At 41.6% G+C, this 24,310-nt stretch carries 20 protein-coding genes; 12 read left to right on the forward strand and 8 right to left on the reverse strand.

Features of this window, described 5'->3' with window-relative positions; all coding sequences use genetic code 11:
• Positions 1-199: 199 nt before the first annotated feature.
• The 6 genes from J5A55_RS07785 to J5A55_RS07805 all read right to left on the reverse strand — a co-directional run bounded on the left by J5A55_RS07785 (position 200) and on the right by J5A55_RS07805 (position 5,249).
• Complete coding sequence (locus J5A55_RS07785; protein WP_039851183.1) at positions 200-1,789, reverse strand: Lcl C-terminal domain-containing protein; 1,590 nt, start codon at positions 1,787-1,789, stop codon at positions 200-202.
• 40 nt (positions 1,790-1,829) lie between these two features.
• On the reverse strand, positions 1,830-2,042 hold the full coding sequence (locus J5A55_RS07790) for a hypothetical protein (protein ID WP_039851185.1): 213 nt from the start codon (positions 2,040-2,042) through the stop codon (positions 1,830-1,832).
• A gap of 545 nt (positions 2,043-2,587) precedes the next feature.
• Complete coding sequence (locus J5A55_RS12475) at positions 2,588-2,710, reverse strand: hypothetical protein (protein ID WP_004382939.1); 123 nt, start codon at positions 2,708-2,710, stop codon at positions 2,588-2,590.
• The gene (locus tag J5A55_RS12345; RefSeq protein ID WP_004382940.1) at positions 2,688-2,903 is read right to left on the reverse strand and encodes a hypothetical protein; all 216 of its coding nucleotides are present in this window, start codon (positions 2,901-2,903) and stop codon (positions 2,688-2,690) included. The genes J5A55_RS12475 and J5A55_RS12345 overlap by 23 nt, the downstream gene beginning before the upstream one ends.
• 484 nt (positions 2,904-3,387) lie before the next feature.
• Positions 3,388-4,398 (reverse strand): DNA cytosine methyltransferase, encoded by a 1,011-nt coding sequence (locus J5A55_RS07800; RefSeq protein ID WP_211802926.1) that lies wholly within the window; start codon positions 4,396-4,398, stop codon positions 3,388-3,390.
• On the reverse strand, positions 4,395-5,249 hold the full coding sequence (locus J5A55_RS07805) for an NgoPII family restriction endonuclease (RefSeq protein ID WP_004382944.1): 855 nt from the start codon (positions 5,247-5,249) through the stop codon (positions 4,395-4,397). The genes J5A55_RS07800 and J5A55_RS07805 overlap by 4 nt, the downstream gene beginning before the upstream one ends.
• 475 nt (positions 5,250-5,724) lie before the next feature.
• On the opposite strand from J5A55_RS07805, the gene pnp reads away from it, so the two are divergent.
• From pnp to J5A55_RS07840, 7 genes are all read left to right on the forward strand, one after another.
• The gene (pnp, locus tag J5A55_RS07810; protein WP_004382945.1) at positions 5,725-7,980 is read left to right on the forward strand and encodes a polyribonucleotide nucleotidyltransferase; all 2,256 of its coding nucleotides are present in this window, start codon (positions 5,725-5,727) and stop codon (positions 7,978-7,980) included.
• A 211-nt stretch (positions 7,981-8,191) separates the two neighbouring features.
• Entirely contained in the window at positions 8,192-8,530 is a 339-nt protein-coding gene (locus J5A55_RS07815; RefSeq protein WP_004382947.1) for a hypothetical protein, read from the forward strand.
• A gap of 261 nt (positions 8,531-8,791) precedes the next feature.
• Positions 8,792-10,948, forward strand: a complete 2,157-nt coding sequence (locus tag J5A55_RS07820) for a TonB-dependent receptor (protein ID WP_004382948.1) — start codon at positions 8,792-8,794, stop codon at positions 10,946-10,948.
• Between the two features lie 186 nt (positions 10,949-11,134).
• Positions 11,135-11,866, forward strand: a complete 732-nt coding sequence (locus tag J5A55_RS07825; RefSeq protein WP_004382949.1) for a DUF4625 domain-containing protein — start codon at positions 11,135-11,137, stop codon at positions 11,864-11,866.
• A 148-nt stretch (positions 11,867-12,014) separates the two neighbouring features.
• On the forward strand, positions 12,015-12,491 hold the full coding sequence (locus J5A55_RS07830) for a DUF4625 domain-containing protein (protein WP_004382950.1): 477 nt from the start codon (positions 12,015-12,017) through the stop codon (positions 12,489-12,491).
• Positions 12,492-12,582: 91 nt separating this feature from the next.
• Complete coding sequence (locus J5A55_RS07835) at positions 12,583-13,044, forward strand: copper resistance protein NlpE N-terminal domain-containing protein (protein WP_004382951.1); 462 nt, start codon at positions 12,583-12,585, stop codon at positions 13,042-13,044.
• 513 nt (positions 13,045-13,557) lie between these two features.
• The gene (locus tag J5A55_RS07840) at positions 13,558-14,064 is read left to right on the forward strand and encodes an LOG family protein (RefSeq protein WP_004382953.1); all 507 of its coding nucleotides are present in this window, start codon (positions 13,558-13,560) and stop codon (positions 14,062-14,064) included.
• 514 nt (positions 14,065-14,578) lie between these two features.
• Here the strand turns inward: J5A55_RS07840 and J5A55_RS12350 are convergent.
• On the reverse strand, positions 14,579-14,734 hold the full coding sequence (locus tag J5A55_RS12350; protein WP_234396066.1) for a DUF6377 domain-containing protein: 156 nt from the start codon (positions 14,732-14,734) through the stop codon (positions 14,579-14,581).
• A 175-nt stretch (positions 14,735-14,909) separates the two neighbouring features.
• Positions 14,910-17,048 (reverse strand): glycoside hydrolase family 97 protein, encoded by a 2,139-nt coding sequence (locus J5A55_RS07845; RefSeq protein WP_004382954.1) that lies wholly within the window; start codon positions 17,046-17,048, stop codon positions 14,910-14,912.
• Between the two features lie 233 nt (positions 17,049-17,281).
• Here J5A55_RS07845 and J5A55_RS07850 point away from each other — a divergent pair, with 233 nt between their 5' ends.
• The 5 genes from J5A55_RS07850 (at position 17,282) to J5A55_RS07870 (ending at position 24,237) form a co-directional block, all read left to right on the forward strand.
• Entirely contained in the window at positions 17,282-18,943 is a 1,662-nt protein-coding gene (locus J5A55_RS07850) for a DUF6377 domain-containing protein (RefSeq protein WP_004382955.1), read from the forward strand.
• Between the two features lie 56 nt (positions 18,944-18,999).
• Positions 19,000-19,554 carry a DUF3332 domain-containing protein gene (locus J5A55_RS07855; protein ID WP_004382956.1) on the forward strand — a complete coding sequence of 185 codons (555 nt, stop codon included), beginning with the start codon at positions 19,000-19,002 and terminating at the stop codon, positions 19,552-19,554.
• 1,225 nt (positions 19,555-20,779) lie between these two features.
• Positions 20,780-21,457 (forward strand): succinate dehydrogenase/fumarate reductase cytochrome b subunit, encoded by a 678-nt coding sequence (locus J5A55_RS07860; protein WP_004382958.1) that lies wholly within the window; start codon positions 20,780-20,782, stop codon positions 21,455-21,457.
• Positions 21,458-21,494: 37 nt separating this feature from the next.
• A complete protein-coding gene (locus J5A55_RS07865; RefSeq protein WP_004382959.1) occupies positions 21,495-23,477 on the forward strand; it encodes a fumarate reductase/succinate dehydrogenase flavoprotein subunit in 1,983 nt (660 codons plus the stop codon).
• Position 23,478: 1 nt separating this feature from the next.
• Positions 23,479-24,237 (forward strand): succinate dehydrogenase/fumarate reductase iron-sulfur subunit, encoded by a 759-nt coding sequence (locus tag J5A55_RS07870; RefSeq protein WP_004382960.1) that lies wholly within the window; start codon positions 23,479-23,481, stop codon positions 24,235-24,237.
• Positions 24,238-24,310 lie beyond the last annotated feature (73 nt).

The raw sequence follows: 24,310 nt of genomic DNA on the forward strand, positions 1-24,310 counted from the left end.
CCGTAATTCTCCCTTTTGAGATCAATTTTGTAGGAACTTCTAAAAAAGTTATCCCCAATATCACTTCTCAACAGACTAATAAATATTATTTACAAATGGGCGGTCAGAATTGACCGCCCATATTTCAGATTTACGTTATGATACTCTTATGTTCTCATATCTTTGTTTTATATCTATCCTTGGAGTTTGAGGAAACATCCTATTCAAACGTCTGCACTCTGAATCCGTGGGAGCGGTAATAGTAACGCACTGTGACACTACCACTTTCGAAATTCAGAGCATACGCACCCTTAGGGTCTATAGGATTACCACTAGCCGACCAGAAGTAACCTTTACTCTGAAGGCTAGTCAATTTACCATCTCCATAGTCACCCAAAGCAGGAAGGTAGAAGTAATTGCCTATCTCACCGGCAGAAGGCTGACCAGAATTGAGGGTAGTGTTGGACTCAACCTTACCTGTTTTACGCCAGTCTATTCCGTTAGGATCTGCGTTAGCCATAGCTGCGGTAGTCGTACTGTTCTTGCTGGCTATTTTTTCCTTCTTTAAGAACCACATACCACCCTTGTACAAATGCCCCATAGTTGTCCAAAGCTCTTCAGCATCCCAGCGTGGGTCACCCTTCATGGCATACCATACCATTACGTTGACATTGGGGAGAGCTGTAAATAGAGAGTTCTTACTTGCATCATTCTGAACATTGTAACCTGGATAAACTTCACTATACCAACGACTGTCACCATTGGTCTTTGGATAGTTCTCGCCTTTTTCATCATTCACAGTAGGCTGACGATCAGAAAGATTCGTTGTCCATTCCCAACCTTTCCAATACTGGTCTTTAGCATCCCACATATAGTATTGACCACCATCATAGTCCCTTATATTCAGGTTAGCAGTCATATCATAGTAGGTGTTCTTTTGATAATTAAATGAACTAAGAATCTTGGTAACCGTACCTTCTGTGCCAGTTACCATATCCTTTACCCAATAGCGCACTTTGAGTATATGTGGACCTGGCTTAATGAACATATAGGCACCATTGAGAGCAATGTTGGGAGAAGTTGTATTCAAAGGGAAGCCATTGGCATAAGTGCCACTACCTTTAGTCGTGAGCTCAATTGTCTTTCCACTACCTGTACCTGTCAGTTCACCATTAGTAGGGTCCAGGGTGTAGGTGTCCGTAATATCATTATTAGAGCTTACCTCTATCTTGGTCAGATAGCAGTGCTTCAACACGTCATTGTTCGTAGAAGGCTGGAAGACAAGGATGGAAGCCTGATGATTAAGTTGAAAGCTGAAGACTTTACCACCAATAGTACCAGTCGCATCAGCCGTGCCACAGTCGCCAGATTCGCCGAAGTGCTTGGTTGTATTCGGCTCTGTCTGAGTCTGGCTAGCTGGTATGCTTACCTGATTATTACTTCCGTTCTTACCTGGATAATAAACCTTATAAGAACCACTGTTGTTGAATTTACCAGGCACTTTAAACGTAAAAGAGGCAGAATGTGCATGAGCAGCATCCACAGCATTACTTGTCTGCCAATGTCCGTCATCATCCTTCACATAGATCTTGTCGCCCTCCTCCCAATAGAAAGCACCATCGTTGTAATCCATTGAGGTGCGTGTCTTAGTTGGCTCGCCTGTAACGAAGGTTGTAAAGTTCTTATCTTTATTGCCACCTGTACCATTCTGTGCTATATCTTCATTGGCACAGGAAGCTGTCGCCAGTACCATACTGCAAATTGCAGCAAAAGATAATAGATGGGTTTTAAATAATTGTCTTGTTTTCATTCTTTCTTTGTTTCGTTTCTGATTCTTGCTTATAACTCTCTTAGTCTTTCCAAGAAGAGGCGTTCTGTGTATCGCCATCTTCCTCTTCTTCCTGCCATATAGTTGCAGCTTTCGCACTAGAAGGACCTGTACCGTGAATTCCTGGGTTATGCTGGCTAGGAAAAGACGTATACATCAAATTAGTGGTCTCATTTACTCGGATTATCATGCAATTAGGCGCAGAATAATCCGTCTTCATTTGTTTATTTCTCATTGCTTTATTGAAAAAATAGTTATTATTTCATTCTTAATTTCTCTATATTCTACTTTAAGTAAGGACATAAAAAAGGACAAAGGAAACTCCTAGAAGTCCTTTGTTTACTGGGATCACGCAACGCCACGCGCGCGCGTACGCGAGAAGAAAAAATATGTAATATAAGCCTGCTCTACTAGAGAGAGAGAGAAGAGAGAGAGAGAGAGTATACAATTATTTGAGACTACCAAATAATTTGCCATCTTTTTCTCATCTTGATGTGTTAAAGAATCCAAGGTAACGACAGATGTATTTACACCTTTATTATACAAGGCGCAAGCACTTGCTGTATCGAAATTCTTTGCTTGTAACATCATCGTTAATCAGTTAATTCACTTTAAACGGGCGCAAAGGTAAGAAGAATTATTGAAATAACGAAAGAATGAAGGTATGATTTATGGAAATAATGAAAGTTTGTTAGTATTCTCGATAGTTCCTTTCAGCCATGAGGCGTATACATCCGTGAAATAGATATCCAATGCCAACCTGCGTGTAATCCACTCATGCTATACAAACTCACTTTCGTTACCCGTTGTGATCGTCTTAAGATACTCTCCCATGTAGGGCAGCAGCAGCCATACCATCTTGGCAAGAGGCATGACCTTCTTACCATACTTGAGCTTTTCCATAATGAGGAAAATTCGTGCTGCGCTCTTCCATCGTTAGAATGGTATTGCTGTCCTTATCGACAATCAAGTCTATCTCCCTATCTCCAAACCGGCTGCCGTCAGCCTCCTTGAGACGTTCGTGTACACCCACCCTGTTCCTGATGCCTGGAGCCTTGGTCGCATGTCTGTACTGGGGGATGTGGCGATACTTCATCTTATGTCGGAGTTTGCAGCAAGTGTATCGCTTGTATCGTTACAGATCATCTTACACGATGTATACGGCTCAGAGAAAGGGCATCAGCCTTGTCTCAGACATACTTACCGTTCTTTGTCGCATTGCGCTTAGCTCCCGACTCACGGCTGATTTGCTCTGTCCCTATGAGCTAAGCAATTGTTTTATGGGTCTGTTTTCTTTGTTTTCCAGGTAGATTGCGTACCTTCGCTCACGGGTTAAATGCTTATACATATAACAATACAAAAGTAATGAATCTTTGGGAGACAGTAGTCTCCTTTTTAATTTTTCTGCATCGCCGGTCGTTTTTACGTATTGGAGGCAGACAACCTTGTCGCTTCGCGCCAAGAACGTCCGTCTCCAACACGGAGGTCAATTCTTGCTATCATCCATTACACTTCTACCTTGAATGTTTATACAACAAATAATCATTGTACCACAAAAGAGACAATTTCAAACTGTCACCCTAATCCCTATAACCTATACCATACTTGTCAAGTATATGCTTAATACTCATCGCAACATGATAAGCCAAATTTACAGGGACAGCATTGCCAATCATTTTATACCCCATATTAACATCAGTATATAAAAAAATATAGTCATCTGGAAAAGTCTGCACCCTCGCAACTTCACGAACAGACATACGTCTATAAAGTTCTTCTTTTCCTGGCACAAATATCTGTTTATTCTTTTCTATCTTTATCATCTTTGGAGCCTGAGGATGTAACTGGCACTGGCGACCGCTTGCCTGAACGGTAAATCCAGGCTCATCCCAACTTCTAACTCTATTCCGGGATAAAAATATCGGCGAATATGCCCCCATAAAGTATTCATGATTAGGTACGGCACATTTGTCGCCATTGGTTTTATTCTTATCAAGAGCGGGGATTACATTGTCCTTGAGATCCCAAATACACTCACGAAGCGTTGGCTTATGCATACATGGAGTTGGATATTCATAATCATAGATTTTCAAATCCTTACGAAAACCAATAAAAAAAACACGATCGCGGTCTTCTGGGACATCAAAATCATTGGCGTTTATCATTTTCAAGTTTACATCGTAGCCAGCCTTATCAAAAAGTTTCATGAAACCATTGACCGCCTCCGAATGGCGCTTTGCAAGAATACCAGATACATTTTCCGCAACGAAGAACAAGGGTTGAACAGCCTCCAAAATACGTATATACTCATAAAACAGCTGCCCACGTGCATCATCAATACCTTTCAAACTTCCAGCTTCACTCCATGATTGACAGGGAGGTCCACCGATAATTCCAGCCACGTGCTTAGGAAATTCACCGTCCTTTACATTTCTGATATCTCCCTCAATTAATTTTGTATCAGGGAAGTTAGCCTTAAATGTTGGGCATATCTTCGGGTCAAATTCATTAGCAACCATAGTTCTAAAACCAGCATTATGAAAGCCTTTATCAAGACCACCAGCACCAGAGAACAAACTTATTAAATTCATTGTACCTTATATATTACGACTTTACACTTGATCATTTCTGCAGGATTTTGAGGATCGGGTATATCTTCATCGTTGACAACTACTGCATGATCCATGCAGAAAGTTTCAAAATCTGATTTATTCTTAAAAGTGTCATACTTATCTACAGGAATAATAGCAATCAACCTAAAGGAATAACCTTCCTCCTTAGCTTTATCTTCATACAAATATTCAAATTGCTTGAAAGGAGAGGCTATAACCCACATTCCCCTTACTCTGAGACTTGAAATACCAAGATGGTCAACTTTATTTACCCTTCCAAGTTCTCTTGTTTCAGACGACTCTATACCATCTAATGACTGAACACACTCTTTGATGGTATTCTCTACATTTTCATAAACATTGTGGGCATCACAATAAACATCTCCATATACAAAGAATATATTATGTAAAATGGATTCTTCAACATGCCCTACAACGTAAATCATGTCTTTTGTATTCCATTCTTCGCAATTCTTGCACTTTACTGAAATTTTCGGATTACCTGAACTTAATTTATTCTTAGGATAGCTGCTATTAAACTGTAAGGTGTTTTTAGCAGACTCTACCTTCTTTATCTCTATAGCGTCGCTACCCTTTAACATTGCATCAGGGGGATTTGTATTATTACCCAAATACGAGAATGTAGAGTTACGCAGAGAATTAATTGTTCTTTGATCTTTCCCAATACAGTCGGCAAAAGCATTCTTCACATAATCTTCAAGAGCTGCCCCCATCTGATTTACCCTATTCTGTATTTCCCCCAGCGCATTCCCTGAGAGTTCCAAGGAGTTGCCCACAATCGCTGTTATTGCAGTTAGAATATTTCCCATCAGTTACTAAACAATTAGTTAAACACTGTACATTGAAAACGGCTTTAATCACGACACATCATTAAACATCCCCACTTTCGTCTACATCTAAAAACAATAGAGCAAATGACTACCATGATAACCGATTAGCAAAGGTACTAAAAAATATCAATATGAGACTTTTTCTGTAAGTTCTTTGAACATCCTACTAAGATTAAAATGCCGTCAAGTTTCTCATAAGGCAATACAAATATATAATAGAAAGGAAAATATAAGTCAAGCTTATTAGTTACTCACACATAACGATATATTATAACTGACAACTATTAAAATAGAGCCATAATTATTTGTCTGTTACATATATAATAGGTAAATTTGCACGGATTAATTTTGAAGGGATGCGTGAAAAGGGACGTTAGAAGGTATCAAACCTTACGTACATATCACTTTTTGTTCCCTAGATGTTGGTCAAAACAATAAGTATTTTTAATTTTAGATGAACGTAATTACGAAAACAGTTCAATTGCCAGATGGAAGAACCATCTCAATTGAAACCGGAAAGGTTGCAAAGCAGGCAGACGGAGCCGCAGTGCTCCGCATGGGCAACACAGTACTTCTCGCCACTGTTTGTGCAGCTAAAGAGGCAGTTCCGGGTACAGACTTTATGCCTTTGCAAGTTGATTATCGCGAGCAATATGCTGCAGCAGGACGTTATCCAGGTGGTTTCACCAAACGCGAAGGCAAAGCAAATGACGATGAAATCCTTACTTCACGCCTTGTGGATCGCGTACTTCGCCCACTATTCCCATCAGATTATCACTGCGAAGTTTATGTACAGGTAATGCTGTTATCAGCCGATGGCATTGATCAGCCAGACGCTCTCGCAGGATTTGCAGCATCAGCAGCTTTAGCAGCTTCTGACATCCCTATTGATTATCCTACATCAGAGGTGCGCGTTGCACGTGTTAATGGTGAGTATGTCATCAACCCTACTTTCGAGCAGATGAAACATGCAGACATGGATCTCATGGTGGGTGCCACTAAGGACAACATTATGATGGTTGAGGGTGAGATGGATGAGGTTTCTGAACAAGATCTTATAGGCGCATTGAAGGCAGCACATGAGGCTATCAAACCTATGTGTGAGATGCAGGAAGAGCTTTCTAAGGCATGTGGTACTGACGTGAAACGTGAGTATGACGACGAAATCAATGATGAAGACTTACGCGAACAGGTACGCAAAGAGACATACGATGCTTGCTATGCTGAGGCTCAAAGCGGTGACAACGATAAGAAACATCGTGAGGAAACCTACGAGAAAATCAAGTCTGATTTCATTGAAGCATACGATGCAGCACACACTGACTTAAGTGAAGACGACCTCGAAGAAAAACACGCAGAAATAGAAAGATACTTTGCTGATGTTCAACGTGACTCTATGCGTCGCAGTGTTCTTGACACTGGCAAGCGTATGGATGGACGTGCAACGGATGAGATTCGACCAATATGGTGTGAGGTAGATACTCTACCAATGCCACACGGAAGTGCTATCTTCCAACGCGGTGAAACGATGTCTTTATCAACTTGTACACTCGGTACCAAGATGGACGAGAAGATGGTTGACAACGTGTTAGATAAGAGCTATCAACGCTTCCTCTTACACTATAACTTCCCTCCATTCTGTACAGGTGAAGCTAAGGCGCAACGTGGTGTTGGTCGTCGTGAGATTGGTCATGGTCACCTTGCATGGCGTGCTTTGAAAGGTCAGATTCCAGCAGACTTCCCATACACAGTACGCTTAGTTAGCCAGATTCTTGAGTCTAATGGTTCTTCTTCTATGGCTACCGTATGTGCAGGAACATTGGCATTGATGGATGCAGGTGTTCCAATGAAGAAGCCTGTATCTGGCATTGCAATGGGGCTTATCAAGAACCCAGGCGAGGACAAATATGCAGTATTGAGCGATATTCTTGGTGATGAGGATCACTTAGGAGATATGGACTTTAAGACTACAGGTACTAAGGATGGTTTGACTGCAACACAGATGGATATCAAGTGTGATGGTCTATCATTCGAAATCTTGGAGAAGGCTTTGATGCAGGCTAAGGCTGGTCGTGAGCATATTCTCAACCTATTGACAGAGACTATCGCAGAGCCACGTCAGGAAATGAAACCACAAGTTCCACGTATTATCCAATTGGAGATTCCAAAGGAGTTCATTGGTGCAGTGATAGGTCCTGGTGGTAAGATTATCCAGCAGATACAGGAAGAAACAGGTGCTACTATCACTATCGAAGAGACAGAGGGAATAGGTAAGGTGCAAGTTTCTGCGCCTAACAAGGATTCTATTGATGCTGCTCTTGGTAAGATAAAGGCAATCGTTGCAGTTCCAGAGATTGGCGAGGTATATGAAGGAACTGTACGTTCTATCATGCCATACGGTTGCTTCGTAGAGATTCTGCCAGGTAAAGATGGATTGCTCCATATCTCTGAAATCGACTGGAAGCGTCTTGAGACAGTTGAAGAAGCAGGTATCAAGGAAGGCGACAAGATTAAGGTTAAATTACTCGACATCGATCCTAAGACTGGTAAGTACAAGCTTTCTCGTCGTGTATTGCTTGAGAAGCCAGAGGGTTATGTAGAGCCTCAACGTCGCCCAAGAGGTGACCGTCGTCCACGTCGTGATGGTGAGCATCGTCATGAAGAGCGTCGCCCACGTCGCGAGAATAACGATGTAGAGAATAACAATTAATAAGATTTTTCCATAATACCTTGCCCTCGGAAAGCCCACTACTTGGCTTTTCGAGGGTATTTTATATCCAATAGTTAAATACCCATCGACCTATACTAACCAACAAAATTGGTATTCTCAACTTCAATGTTAAGAATATCAAAAAGGAAAGATAATACTTGCTTCATAACGAAATAATAAATAACTTTGCTTCCAAATAGATAGATTATAGATGACAAAGCAGGCTTATAACGCAAAAAAGACATTTATTGCATGGCTGCTGTTGGCACTCTTCATGTTGCCAATGGTAGTAAAGTCTGTGCATGTATGTCAGGTTGAAACTGAGCTTGCTAATGGTCATCACGCAACAGGACAACAAGGTCAAAGCCACAATCCTGACTCTTGTTCCATCTGTCACTTTGCCTTTTTCAACTTTGTAAAAGGTGCGGATGTCTTGCTTGCAACAGCAACTCCTATCTTATTGGGTTTCCTCTTCCTTTTTACGCACATCTCTTATGTACGCCCAGAAGTTGAAGTCACCAGCCTTAGAGCTCCCCCTACACGTCTTTAAAGGGGACGTTCATAAATGATAATCACTGTTATTAGCCTTCCTGATTATCAGCTTATTATCTTTTATTAAGCCCTCTTTCCGTCATCACGACAGGGATTATAGCGTAGTATTGCATCCTCTCGTATAGGGGAGAATACGCCTTATTGTAAGTCTATAATCTGTCGTCATGGCGCACAAACACCCTCTTTTATATTGCTTCCAACGCATATAAAGGAGAGCTGAAACAGCATTTCTTTTATTTAAACATTAGAACACGTGATAATGAATAAAGCTATTTTAGCTTTCGTTCTATCACCTATCTGTGTGACAGCAGTAGCCGTACAACACACATCAATAGTCGTTCCAGAGAAAGAAAAAAGCGACGTTGATAGTAGTATTGTTATGCAAAATGTCACCGTATTAGGCGATCGTCAGAAAGAGACACAAATGTCATCTTCAGTCAATACCATACATATTGACAAATCGTACTTACAGACAAACTTCACAGGAAGTCTCATGCAATCACTCAGCGGAATACCAGGAGTTAAGGCAATGAGTATCGGTTCCGGACAATCGAAACCCACGATACGTGGACTCGGTTTTAATCGAATGGTTGTAACCGAAGATGGCATCAAACATGAAGGACAACAGTGGGGAGATGACCACGGATTAGAGATTGATCAGTTCGCTATCGACCGTATCGAAGTGATCAAAGGACCAGCTGCTCTACTCTATGGATCGGACGCTATTGGTGGAGTTATCAACCTTTACACCAACTTCATACCTACAAAACCATTTGAAGGAAGTGCCTCTCTCTTCACGAGAAGCAATAACGCATCAATTGGAGCAGCAGCCCGTTTGCAAGGAACTGGTAAGCATTTCTATTGGAAGGCAAACGCAACTTACATTGATTATGCCGATTACAAAGTACCAACCAATAGTATTCAGTACTTCTCTTACGACATCCCTCTCTATAAGAAAAGACTTCGTAACACAGCTGGATTAGAGCGTGATGGGAGCGTAACCATTGGTTACAAGCATTATAACTTCCATACAGAGTTGAAGTTTTCTGATACATATTCAAAGAGCGGATTCTTTGCTAATGCACATGGTCTGGAGGTCAGATTGTCAAGCATTGACTATGATAAGTCACGTCGAGACATCGACTTACCCTATCAGAGTGTGAACCATTTTAAGGCAATGAGCCACACTGTTTATCAACATGGTAACCTAGCTCTTGAAGCCAACATAGCCTATCAGAACAACCATAGAAAGGAACTTGCAGAAGCGGTATCACATGGTTATATGCCAATTCCTCCACATACGCTTGAACGTGAATTTAAGAAAGATACCTACACAGCCAACGTCATTATGCGCCTCACAATGGGCGAACGACACACACTGACAACGGGTATCAACAGTGAATATCAGCATAACCGCCGTGCAGGATGGGGCTTTATTATTCCAGACTTCGAGACGAGTTCATTCGGAGCCTACGCCTTCGACCGCTTTAAGGTAACGAACGACTTGATTTTGAATGCTGGTGTTCGTTATGACCACGTACATACTCACTTGCACAGTTACAACGACTGGTTCAAGACACCAATCAATGCTACTGACTCCGTATATAAGGAACGCTCCATCAATCTTAGCCGTTCTTTCAATAGCTTGACATGGTCAGCTGGTGTAAACTATGCAGTCAAGCAATGGATATTGAAGCTCAATATCGGTAAGAGTTTCCGTGTTCCAATACCAAAGGAACTCGGTACAGATGGTGTCAATTATCACATCTTTAGATACGAGAAAGGTAATCCAGACCTCAAACCAGAAGAGTCTTATCAAGTGGATGCAGGTATTCACTGGGGCAATGATCGACTCTCCGTTCAGTTCGATCCCTACCTCAATTACTTCCCAAACTACATCTACATGAATCCAACTCCCGATTACTACGAAGGCTTACAATGGTATTTTTATACACAAAGTCGCGTAATTCGCTATGGAGCAGAGCTACAATTAAACTGGAAGATACTCCCTTCTCTGAGCACGGAACTAAAGGGTGAATATCTATATGCCGAACAGTTGTCAGGAGCAAAGAAGGGTTACACTCTTCCATTCAGTACTCCTTGGTCAGCAGATGCCACTATCAAGTATGATTTCTGTCGTGAGAAGATGGGTAATGAAGGGTTTGTAGCATTCAACTTGCATGTCACTGGTAGGCAAAACAATATAGTTCCACCAGAGAAGCAGACGCCAGGTTATTACACTCTAAACCTCAATGCAGGAAAGAATTTCAACCTCGGTAACAAGAAACTACGCATTAATCTCAATGCAGAAAACCTCTTGAACCGAAAGTATTACGACCATACTAGCTTCTATCGACTCATCAATGTACCTGAACCGGGACGCAATGTAGCATTAATGGTAGGGCTGGACTTCTAAAGAAGAAATAGCACTTAATCTTATAAATCAAATCTGAGACAGTGAAAGGATGAGCGTGGTGGGCAGACATATACACATCTTCTTCCCCCATGACTCCCTTTCCTTAAACATAAATAAACAAGTCATCAAAGACAAGTTATAAGATTACAAAACAAGGCGAAAGCCTTACTTAAAACAATTTAAACAATGAAAAAGAAATTATTTATTGGTGCTTTAGCACTCTTAAGTGTGTTTGCAATGGTATTGACATCATGTGATAACGATGATGTTACACCAAGTACTATTGAGTTTAAGAACCCAGAGTTCGGTCATGACAACAACAAGATAGGTATCATCGGAGGTGATATTCACCTTGAGTGTGACATTGTCTCAAGTGCAAAAATCCGTGTTATCCAAGTTGCCCTATTAAAGGATAATAGGCAAGTAAAGCTTCAATCATACACAGATGCAAAGTATGTTGGCGTATTAAACACCAAGTTCCATGAGCATCTCAAGCTCTCAAACGACCTCGAAGAAGGTGAATATACTTGTATTATTGCAGTTACAACGGTTGATAACACCACTCGTTACATCGGTGAAAAGATCCAGTTAAAGAAGATGACTGTCGATCCTAAGGCACCGAAGATAACCAATCTAAAGGTAAACAAGATGACTGCTGCACCTAATGAAAAGCTTACTTTCCAAGCCAATATAGAGACAACGTCAGCCATTAAAGAGATTGAGGTAGAGTTCCACGGAGACAAGGAACATGAGATGGAAGTCAATGATCTCAATGGCAAAACAGGTAAGGTTACCTTTAACAAAGAGCTTGCTGTACCTGCTGAATGTAAACAAGGAAAGTACCACATACACTTCACTGTGAAGGATGTTGATGGTCGCGAGACAACCGAAGAGATTGAGGATTTTATCGTAAAATAACTTCCTTGTAATATTCTTCATCAATAACAATAAGAGTAAACAGCACATGTGTCCGCCCTACCCTTCTATCAGGTGGCGGGCACATATACCTTACATCTTTACGAAGAACCAACTAATTAACAACGAACAAACATAGAACAAGAGACTTATGAGAAAGGTTTTATTTGGTTTAACAACCACTGTAATGCTATTGGGAACAGTAGCTTGCACCAATAACGACGACATTGTAAAAGACAACCAACTACCAACTATCACTGATCAAGGCATTACTGCCGTTCCAATGGATTGTGATGTATTTCAAAGAGGAGGCATTATTCCTTTCCGTTATCGCCTTACTGATAATGACGAATTAGGTAATTACAACATAGAGATACACAACAACTTCGACCATCACACGCATGGCACACAGGCTCAAGGCTGTTCTATGGATCCAAAGAAGAAGCCTGTAAAGCCTTTCCTCTACCAACAAGACTTCAAAATTCCTGTAGGTAACAAGACTTTCGATGCTAAGCAAGATATCAAAATACCAACAGATATTGACCCAGGAGATTATCACTTCGTCATTAGAGTTACCGATCAAACAGGCAACCAACAATTGCGTGCAATGGCTATAAAGATAAAATAAAGGTTAAAAAACTTGCTTCTTTCAAAGAAAATATAATATCTTTGCAGCCCAAGAGTATAAAGATTAATCACATACTAATGTATAGAAAGTTATGAAAAAAGTAATGTTATTAGTAGCTGCATGCGCAGCTATGGTAGCTTGCAACAATGGCAAGACTACAACCAACGCAGAGAGTAAGGATTCAACAACGCAGGATTCTGCTGCAGCTGACTCATCAGTTTATGAAGGAATGACACCTGCTGCAGACGTTGCGGGTATCAAGTATCATGTCGCATTAGCGAAAGATTCAACCAATGGCTACAGCGTTTCAGAGGCTTATATGAAGTCTGATACCGAGGTAGACACCACTTACAGCTACACAGGTAAGTATAAGGTTGTAGAGAAGGATGTTAAGGGTAAGAAGAATACTTACTACCAGTTTGAGTTGGGCAAGGGCAACACTACCAACCTTCTCGTAGTAAATGATTCAACCCTCCGATTGGTTAACTCTGACTTTGAAGAGCCTGCTGTTAACAGCAAGGACATGAATTATGACTTGAAGCTAAAGAAGTAATTCTTATAGACTTAAGGTTTTTAAAAACTAAAACATGGGCTACGTAAGCCGATTTGCAACCATTTGCGCAATCGCTTATGTAGCCTTTTTGTTTCCCGACAAGCCCCTCTCTTAATTCATAATTCATAATTCAAAAATTCAAAATTATGATTACTTCTGCTTGAAATGATGCTGAACAGTAGGGACAGACGCCCTCGTCTGGAAACCCCACCCAGCCTCCCCTAAGGGGAGGAGTACCTAACGGAAATTAGTTAGGATGGTTCTCTCTATCCCAATGAATGCTTCTATTTGCTATACGAAATGCCACAAAGTAGGGACAGACGCCCTCGTCTGTCCCTACTTTGTGGGTGTTATTTCAGGTCACATCCACGCCTCGTGGGAGACATTTCCTCCTTTCGGAAAGGCTTGGGGAGACTCTCATAGAAGCAAGGAAATGAATTAGAAAGCAATAGTCAGTACTCAATTCATCTATTTTTAGTATCTTTGCAGACTAACAAAAACATAGGCAATAAGATGGAGATAGCAGTATTTTGTTCAGCAAATAACAACATCGATCCAGATTACTTCCGATTGACAGAGGAGCTGGGAAGATGGATTGGCGAGAATGGGCACACCTTAGTGTATGGCGGAGGGAACTCTGGTCTGATGGAATGTATCGGTAAGTCCGTTCATGAAGCAGGTGGGCGAACCATCGGCGTCATCCCTCGTATCATGGAGGAAGGGCGCAGAATGAGTGATTACGTGGATGTAGAGATCCCTTGCGAAGACCTCACAGACCGCAAAGCTATTATGATGGAGCGTGCAGATGTGTTCTACGTACTACCCGGTGGAATAGGAACTCTTGACGAACTATTTACTATTACGGCCTCACACACTATCGGTTATCACCATAAAAAGGTGGTTCTATACAATATGAAAGGCTTTTGGAATAGTCTTATCGCCCTATTAGACGACCTCCAGCAACGCAACATGATTCGTGGAGATTACCATGACTTTATAGAGGTAAAGGAAGTCTTTTAGGAGTGTATTCTATGTGTCCTACATGCCAAGAGAGTGCCTCTTTAATAGTACGGAGACGATACGTCTACTGCGAAATGGGCTTTTGTTCAATAAAAAATAGATTAAAAATAATTTATAAATAGATTAAAATAACTGGGTAAATAGATTATTTTTCTGTTTTAAAGAGCCTATCTACAAAGTATATCGGATATTAGCTTCATCATAAAGGGGCGTTTCCTATTGAATAACAAGGCATCAACAAGACCACAGGAAAGCAGGGGAAAGAAAACTACTAAAGCCCCATTCCATCGAATAAAAGTAGTGGAAATACTTCAATAGATAGTAGGAATATAACGATAAAAACTTACTTTATCGTCTATTCTCACTATCAGCTATAATATTTCTCAATGCTATCTTTAACTGATCAGAGCTCCATCACCTGATCATCAAACTTATCAGGACTGATAGATTTAAGGCGTACTCGCGAGTGATAAGTATAGATGGTGGTCTTGGAACAACGCCTGGAATGAGCAGATCAATTCACCTCTTTTACGCCAAGACGGATGAAGGCGAAAATGCGAAGATTAGTTGACAGGCGTCTTAATTGCCTCGGTATGATCTGTTCGTTGGGCTTTAATAGAGCATTAAAATCCTTTGCAAAGGTTGGAAAATACCTATTAACTGAATTCATCAATATATATACGTACACTCTGAGTCTTTAGTATGTTCAAAGGAAAAAGGGTATTCAAGAGAGATAAAATAGCGAGTCGCAACACTTATGACTGGCACGAGAATAACCCGTGGAAACCTGCATAAGTCATGCGACTCGCCAATACCTTATTTACACGTAATGTGTTTCATTCTCTTTAAAGAGCCTTAATACTAATGGCGAAACCACCTCCACGAGCCTCTTGTAACTTAAGAACATCACCCTTCTTAACGCTACGCTTCGTGATAGTATATGCCTTTGGATTCTTCTCATAATCGGCATCCTTAGCATCAGCATAGATGGTTGCTTCATATTTGCGACCCTTATCAAGGAAGTCTAACTTGATGTTGCTCGTGTGAGCAGCAAGTCCCGTCTTACCTCCAACGAACCAGTTATTGGTGCCTTTAGCCTTTCTTGCAACTGTAATATAGCGTGCTGGTTCTGCCTCTAGATAACGACTATCGTCCCAGTCAACGGCTACATCCTTAATAAACTGGAATGCATCGTTGTACTTCTGATAGTTCTCTGGAAGGTCGGCAGCCATCTGCAATGGACTATACATGGTTAGGTAAAGAGCGAGCTGACCAACGAGTGTGGTGTGAACCCAGCTCTTGTTGCTGCACCAAGTAGACAGTTGAGTCTCTAAGATACCAGGAGTGTAATCCATAGGACCGCCCTGTAAGCGTGTGAAAGGCAATATCACAGTGTGGTTAGGGTCGCTTCCTCCGAATGCTTCGTACTCTGTTCCGCGTGCAGACTCATTGCCCACCATGTTCGGATAAGTACGGCAAAGACCTGTAGGACGCGTTGCCTCATGTGCATTCACCATTATATGGTGCTTCGCCGCCTCCTTAATTACATGCATGTAGTGGTTGTTCATTGATTGAGAATAGTGATGGTCACCACGTGGAATGATGTCTCCGACATATCCAGTCTTTACTGCATCATAACCGTACTTATTCATCAGGTTGAGCGCATCCTCTAAGTGTCTCTCATAGTTAAGAGCACTTGAAGAGGTCTCATGGTGCATCATCAGCTTCACACCCTTCGAATGGGCGTACTCGTTAAGAGCCTTTATATCAAAGTCAGGATAGGGAGTTACGAAGTCAAACACATCTTGTTTCCAGTGCCCGAACCAGTCTTCCCAACCGATATTCCAGCCTTCTACCAACACTTGATCCAATCCGTTCGCTGCAGCAAAGTCTATGTATCGCTTCACGTTGGCTGTGTTTGCAGGGTGATGACCGTTTGGTTTGGCATGAGCATAGTCTGTCTTACCAAGTTGAATAGAGTTGAAATCATCAGTATAAGCCCATGACTTACCACCAGCAATCATTTCCCACCATACACCGCAGTACTTAGTTGGATGAATCCAAGAGGTATCTTCAATCTTACATGGTTCATTGAGATTGAGAATCAAATTGCTTGCTAACATATCACGTGCATCATCGCTCACCATGACCGTACGCCAAGGTGTTGTGCAAGGTGTCTGCATGAAACCTTTTAAACCAGTAGCATCTGGAGTCAACCAAGACTCAAACACCATGTTCTTATCATCCAAGTTAAGGTGCATCGTAGCGTAGTTCTCACATGCAGCCTCATGTATATTAATGTAGAGACCATCGTTTGACTTCATCTGTAAAGAGGTCTGAACGCCCGTTTCAGAGAATACTCCTACAGAAGAGTTCGTCCAATTCACAGCATCATGGAAACGTGAGCGTATCTCAGAGAGCTTGCTTTCCTGCGTCTCTTGCTCCTGTGTGTCATAGTCGCCAGGAAGCCACCATGCAGTGTGATCACCAGCCATTGCGAACTGCGTGTGTTCCTCTTTTATAACGAAGTAATTTAACTCTTTCTGTTGTGGGAACTCATAACGCAAGCCCATTCCATCGTCATAAACGCGGAAACGAATGATGATGTTGCGCTTACTACTGGGTTGATTGAGGTCTACCTCAAGCTCGTTATAATAGTTACGAATCGTTGATGTCTCACCCCAAACAGGCTTCCATGTTTCGTCAAAGGTAGTTTTCTTGGTGTTAGTTGTTTGAAAGCCATCCATCAAATTAGTCTCATTTAGTCCCTTACTAGCGTGCTTGTCTTTTGCTAATTCTATACCGAGATGAGAGGATTTAACGACTTCCTTACCTTTGTAAGTCATCTCATAGGTTGGCACACCATTACCTGTAAGTGAGAACTTAACAGCTATCTTCCCATTAGGCGAGGTCACCGTCTGCGCTGAAGCATAACTTGCCATTCCCATCAAAAGCCCTATAAGGGCAATACTGGTCTTCTTCATTGTTTTGTTAAAAGTATAAGTTGGATTTCAATTTTTAATTATCTCTATTTGCAAAGATAACTAAAAAAGTGGATAAAAGGTTCTTTGAGTAGTCAACAAGTAGACGAATCTGACAAGTAGAATCGCTTAGGATGCTATCAATCAAGTCCTTACATAAGTATAATAATTATATCAGGTAGATACCTTTTAATTGATCATAATGTATTATCTTTGCAGTCAGAAAGGATTAAAAGATGCGTAGATTACTTTTATACATATCCTTATTAGCATTGCCAACAGGCCTCTTTGCTGACAATGAAACACAATATTTACAAGAGAAGTTAGACCTTCTCTTGAGCCAGCAAACAGCTCATATTAAAAGAAAGAATGAGACTATTAACCAAATAAAAAGGGGATTATTTACAGAAGAAAGGGCTTTAAAACGATTGCAAACATACGACTTGCTTTATCAAGAATACTATGTTTTCCAATTTGATTCAGCTATGATTTACCTTGATAAGGGCATCACCTTGGCAGAAAAAACGGCAAACACCTATTATTATAACAATAATCTCATTCATAAAGCGGAGCTTCTTTCTATCGGCGGACTATATGGTGAGGCTATAGAAACCATGAGTTTAGTGGATACAACGGCATTGGATAATACGCAGAAGTTCGACTTTTACTTCTCTATCTTCCGTATTCACACTTATTGGGCAGACTTTTGTAATGACCAGAAATACGCTCCCATCCATCGTGAAAAGGCTAAGCAAGCATTGATTAAAGCAATGGATTATTGCGATGAAACCGCCAAAACTTACGAATACTACTACGGCGAGTATTGCGTTTTCGTACTGAATGACCCGAAGAAAGCACGCTTGCATTACCTAAAAGCAATCCATCAGCTTCCCTCCCACTCACGTTTTTTTGCCATGGCATGCTTTGCCTTGTCTGGTAACTACGCCAATGAAGGGCGAACGGATCAGCAAGAAAAGTATCTCCTATTGTCCAGTATCGCTGATGCAGAGAACTGCACGATGGAGAATTACGCCTTACAAACGCTCGCTATGTACATCTTTGAGCACGATAAAAGCCGAATTGATCGAGCGCAGGAGTATATTCAGAAGTCGTTGGAAGATGCGCGGTTCTATAACAACCGACTGCGCATTATTGAGATATCAAACAAGTTGCCAGTTATTGTCAACAGCTATCAACAGACCTTGAATGCACGTAATCGGGTACAAATGATCGCTATCATAGCTGTATCACTGCTCCTTCTTTTCCTCCTCGTAGCCATCATTTACATTGTAAAACAGACCAAACGACTACGTTTGCAACAACGAGAACTACAAAAGAACAATGATAGCTTGTCGGAACTTAACACTCGACAGAAAGACTTGAACACCCAGTTACACAAGCTAAATGCCCTATTAATGGACACAAACCGTAAACGGGAAGGACTGGCAAAGCTGTATATCGACCTCTGCGCAAAGTATATCTCACGTTTAAAACGGCAACAAACGCTGGTGAAAAGGAAGATAAAAGCCAACCAAACAAGCGAACTCTTGAGTCAACTCTCATCCGAACGGCTCTCCGAAGAAGATGCTTCTACATTCCTCTCACGCTTTGATAAGGCTTTTTTAGACCTCTATCCAAGTTTCACGAAAGAGTTAAATGCACTCTTAAAAGCGAACTATCAGATAAAAAACACCCATTCCAACGAGTTAACAACAGACCAACGTATCATGGCACTCATACGCCTTGGCGTGAAAGAAAGTGCCGAGATAGCCGACTTACTGTTCTATTCTCCACAGACAATATACAACTATCGCTCTGCACTTAAAGCCAAAGCTATCAACAAAACAGACTTTGAAGCGGAAGTGGCAAAGCTGTGTACGATCATTGAAAACGACTAATAAGAAACAACAAATTAATTAACAACATTATTATTATTCACTTTAAAACAAAAAGTATGACGACAAAAAGTATTAAAACAGTGGTTAGCTTGCTCGTAGCAGCAACCCTCATGAGTTCTTGTGTAGGTTCATTTGCCTTGTTCAACAAGCTTGCGCAGTGGAATAAACACGCCACTAAGTCTAAGTTCATCAATGAGATTATCTTCTTAGTAATATCTCCTGCATACGCATTCTGCGGTATGGCAGACACGTTAGTACTTAACTCTATTGAGTTCTGGACGGGTGACAACCCTGTTGCCAATCGTGTTGGTAAGACCCGAAACATCAAAGGTGACGATGGTCTCATCTATGCTGTTAAGTACTTAGAGAATGGTTATCAGATCACAAAACCCGATGGTCAGGTTTACTACTTCACATATAATAAGCAAGAGAACACATGGTATATGAATGCAGAAGGCAAAGAGCAGAAGGTGATCCAGTTTAATGGTAATGGTTCTGTTAAGGCTTTCCTCAACAACGGTTTGACGGTTGATGTAACGCCAGATGCCACTGGTTTGTATGAACTTCAGCAGGCACAGGCTGGTACAAGCTACTTCATGGCAAGACGATAAGCCGATATAAACACCATAACAAAGTATAGATTCATAGGGATGCACAGCTTGTGTGTCCCTATTTTCATGTAGTTTTAGGACAGAGTAACGGTTCAATTAAGACAGAGAGCATAGAAACTTCTTGTTTTAGTAATGCACAGATAAGACAAAGTAACATAAGAACAGAATGGTTAGTAACATGGCTCTTTTATTCAAAATTATGATGAGATCAAGTTGACGAAGTGGCTGGTTGACAAGTTTACGAGTTATTAGATCAAGTTGACGAGTTGACTGGTTGACAAGTTAACAAGTTATTAGATCAAGTTTACGAAGTGGCTGGTTGACAAGTTTGCAAGTTATTGGTTCTGTTTAAAGTGGCACTGTTTACTCTCCTTTCCATTACTTCCTTTTAGTCAATAACCATTGATATAGATAGGGAATGAGATTTTACAAGTAGGGACAGACGCCCTCGTCTGTCCGCCCAAACACAACTGACAGAAACCTCTCCAAGCCCCTCTGAAAAGAGGGATATTGCCTAACGGGCTATCATGTAGGGGTAACTGGCGGACAGACGAGGGCGTCTGTCCCTACTTTGATGCGATGAATTGTATAACTTCGAAGCGATGAATTATATAAAAGAAGAATAGCTGATTCACACATAAGAAAACAGAGATAAAAACACAGAATACACCTATGAATAACGGAGGAAACACTTGTCTATCTTTGAAAAGAGACTTATCTACTCAGGAAAATAGACTATTTTTAGTTCTACTTTAATTCATTTTTCTGGACTTTTTAATCTATTTTCTCGTTCTTAGAAGCCTCTTTTCCGATAGTAAGAAACTATGATTGAGATAGACCTAAGGCTTGGCTATCTGATAGAACATAACCATGATGAAACAGAAAGAACTTCTTCTTGAAAATAAGGGATGATAAATAGGATTTTAAATAGGGAAAAGATAGGATTGAAAAAGGCTTTTTATAACTTTTATTCTATCCTCATTTGTTAGGATAGATAGTGTTTCCTTATTTTAAGTCTAAATACTATACATTTTGATGAAATAGCTTTGTTAAATCATTAAAATATAGTACTTTTGCAGCAAAATAGCCCTCGTTGCATACCAACTTTTTGGTATCTCTCTGAGAGAACGAAGTCTTTTAGGTGGGAGTTAATAATTATCTTGCCTCCTGATAACCATTAGAAGTAATAATTCTAACAGTTTAAATATTTAAAATCAAAACATTTATGTGGTTAATCAATTCATCTATTGGTAGAAAGGTGATTATGTCCGTGACGGGTATAGCCCTTATTCTATTCATGACGTTCCACTGCTGTATGAATCTTGTAGCGCTCTTCTCTGGTAGTGCCTACAATATGATTTGTGAGCTATTGGGTGCTAACTGGTATGCAGTTGTTGCAACAGTTGGTCTTGGCGCATTGGCTGTTTGTCACATTGTCTACGCCTTCATCCTTACAGCACAGAACCGTCGTGCACGTGGCGACAACCGTTATGCAGTCACAGAAAAGCCTGCAAAGGTGGAGTGGGCAAGCCAGAACATGCTCGTATTGGGTATCATCATCTTGCTTGGTATCGCTCTTCACTTGTTCAACTTCTGGTATAACATGATGTTTGCAGAGCTTGTTGGCATGACAGTAGCACATCACCCAGCTGATGGCTTTGCGTTCATTCAGGACACATTTGCCAATCCTGTGTACGTAGTTCTGTATGTTATCTGGATCTGTGCATTGTGGTTCCACCTCTCACACGGCTTCTGGAGTGCTATGCAAACAGTAGGTGTCAATGGTAAAGTATGGTTCAATCGCTGGAAGACCATCGGTCTTGTCTATGTGACATTATTGATGTTGTGCTTCCTTATTGTAGTACTCGCATTCGCTTTCGGATGTGCTCCTAGCCTTGCATAGTTAAGTATCTAAATTGAAAACTAAATTCAAAACAATCATGACAAAGATATTAGATTCCAAAATACCAGAAGGACCAGTAGCTGAGAAATGGACCAACTACAAGGCACATCAGCGTTTGGTTAACCCAAAGAATAAACTGAAACTGGATGTTATCGTTGTTGGTACCGGTTTGGCTGGTGCCAGTGCAGCTGCTTCTCTCGGTGAGATGGGCTTCAACGTATTGAACTTCTGCATCCAAGACTCACCTCGCCGTGCACACTCAATCGCTGCACAAGGTGGTATCAATGCTGCTAAGAACTATCAGAACGATGGTGACTCTGTTTACCGTTTGTTCTATGATACAGTGAAAGGTGGTGACTATCGTGCTCGTGAAGCGAACGTTTATCGTTTGGCAGAAGTGTCTAACGACATCATCGATCAGTGCGTTGCTCAGGGCGTGCCATTCGCCCGTGAGTATGGCGGTATGTTGGCTAATCGTTCCTTTGGTGGTGCTCAAGTAAGTCGTACCTTCTATGCTAAGGGACAGACAGGTCAGCAGTTGTTGCTTGGTGCATACTCATCATTAAGCGCACAGATTCAGGCTGGTAAGGTAAAGCTCTATACACGTTATGAGATGGAAGACGTCGTTATCGTTGACGGTCACGCACGTGGTATCATTGCGAAGAACCTTGTAACTGGTAAGTTGGAGCGCTTCTCTGCAAACGCAGTTGTTATAGCTACTGGTGGCTATGGTAACACTTACTTCCTTTCAACCAACGCTATGGGTTGTAACTGTACAGCCGCTGTTCAGTGCTATCGTAAGGGTGCTTACATGGCTAACCCATCTTACGTTCAGATTCACCCAACCTGTATTCCTGTACATGGCGACAAGCAGTCTAAGTTGACATTGATGTCAGAATCTCTGCGTAACGATGGTCGTATCTGGGTTCCTAAGAAGCTCGAAGATGCTAAGGCATTGCAGGCTGGTACAAAGAAGGGCTCTGATATTCCAGAAGAAGACCGCGACTACTACTTGGAGCGTCGCTACCCTGCATTCGGTAACCTCGTACCACGTGACGTTGCTTCACGTGCTGCTAAGGAGCGTTGCGATAAGGGCTTCGGTGTAAACAACACTGGTTTGGCTGTGTTCTTGGACTTCTCCGAGTCTATCAACCGCCTCGGTATTGATACAATTCTTCAGCGTTATGGTAACCTCTTCGATATGTATGAGGAGATTACAGACGTCAACCCAGGTGAGTTGGCAAATGAGATTAACGGCGTGAAGTACTACAATCCAATGATGATTTTCCCTGCTATCCACTACACAATGGGTGGTATCTGGGTTGACTACGAGCTGATGACAACCGTTCCTGGTCTATTCTCTATTGGTGAGTGTAACTTCTCTGACCACGGAGCTAACCGTCTTGGTGCTTCTGCTTTGATGCAGGGTCTTGCTGATGGTTACTTTGTATTGCCATATACTATTCAGAACTATCTTGCTGATCAGGCACTCTGGGCAAAGGTTCCAACTGATCGCCCTGAGTTTGAAGAGGCTGAGAAGGCCGTCAATGCAGAGATTGATCGCTTGATGAATATCCATGGTAAGCGTTCTGTTGACTCTATCCACAAGGAGTTGGGTCATATTATGTGGGAGTATGTAGGTATGGGTCGTACCAAAGAAGGACTCGAGGAAGGTCTCAAGCAGTTGAAGGCTCTTCGCGAGGAGTTCAACTCTAATCTCTTTATCCCTGGTAAGAAGGAAGGCTTGAACGTTGAGCTTGATAAGGCAATTCACCTTCGTGACTTTATCCTTATGGGTGAGCTCGTTGCTTATGATGCGTTGCATCGTGAGGAAAGCTGTGGTGGTCACTTCCGTGAGGAGCACCAGACTGAGGAAGGTGAGGCTAAGCGTGACGACGAGAACTTCTTCTATGTTGGCTGCTGGGAGTATCAGGGTGATGACACCAAGACTCCAGAGCTTATCAAGGAACCTCTTGAGTATGAGGCAATCAAGGTACAAACACGTAATTACAAGAACTAAAATGGCAAAGAATATATCATTCACTATTAAGTATTGGAAGCAGAACGGTCCACAGGATCAGGGTCATTTCGATACACATGAGATGAAGAACATCCCAGACGACACCTCATTCCTTGAGATGCTTGACATCCTTAACGAGGAGTTGATAGAGGCTGGTGATGAACCATTCGTCTTCGATCACGATTGCCGCGAGGGTATTTGCGGTATGTGTTCACTATATATTAATGGTACTCCACATGGTAAGACTGAGCGTGGTGCAACAACCTGTCAGCTTTATATGCGTCGTTTCAACGATGGTGATGTTATCACTGTTGAGCCATGGCGTTCAGCTGGTTTCCCAGTTATCAAGGACTGTATGGTAGACCGTACAGCCTTCGATAAGATTATTCAGGCAGGTGGTTACACATCTATCCGTACTGGTCAGGCACAGGATGCAAACGCTATTCTTATCTCTAAGGACAATGCTGACGAGGCAATGGACTGCGCAACATGTATCGGTTGTGGTGCTTGTGTTGCAGCTTGTAAGAATGGTTCAGCAATGCTCTTCGTATCATCTAAGGTTAGTCAGTTGGCTCTCTTGCCACAGGGTAAGCCTGAGGCTGCTAAGCGTGCAAAGGCTATGGTAGCTAAGATGGATGAGGTTGGTTTCGGTAACTGTACCAACACACGTGCTTGTGAGGCAGTATGTCCTAAGAACGAGAAGATTGCTAATATCGCTCGTTTGAATCGTGAGTTCATCAAGGCAAAGTTTGCTGATTAATCCGATGTAATAGGTTAGTAAACTACTAACACGAACATAACAAAGAAGATATGTCACCCGTTGACATATCCTC

It is taken from the genome of Prevotella veroralis, from assembly GCF_018127765.1.
GTDB lineage: Bacteria > Bacteroidota > Bacteroidia > Bacteroidales > Bacteroidaceae > Prevotella > Prevotella veroralis.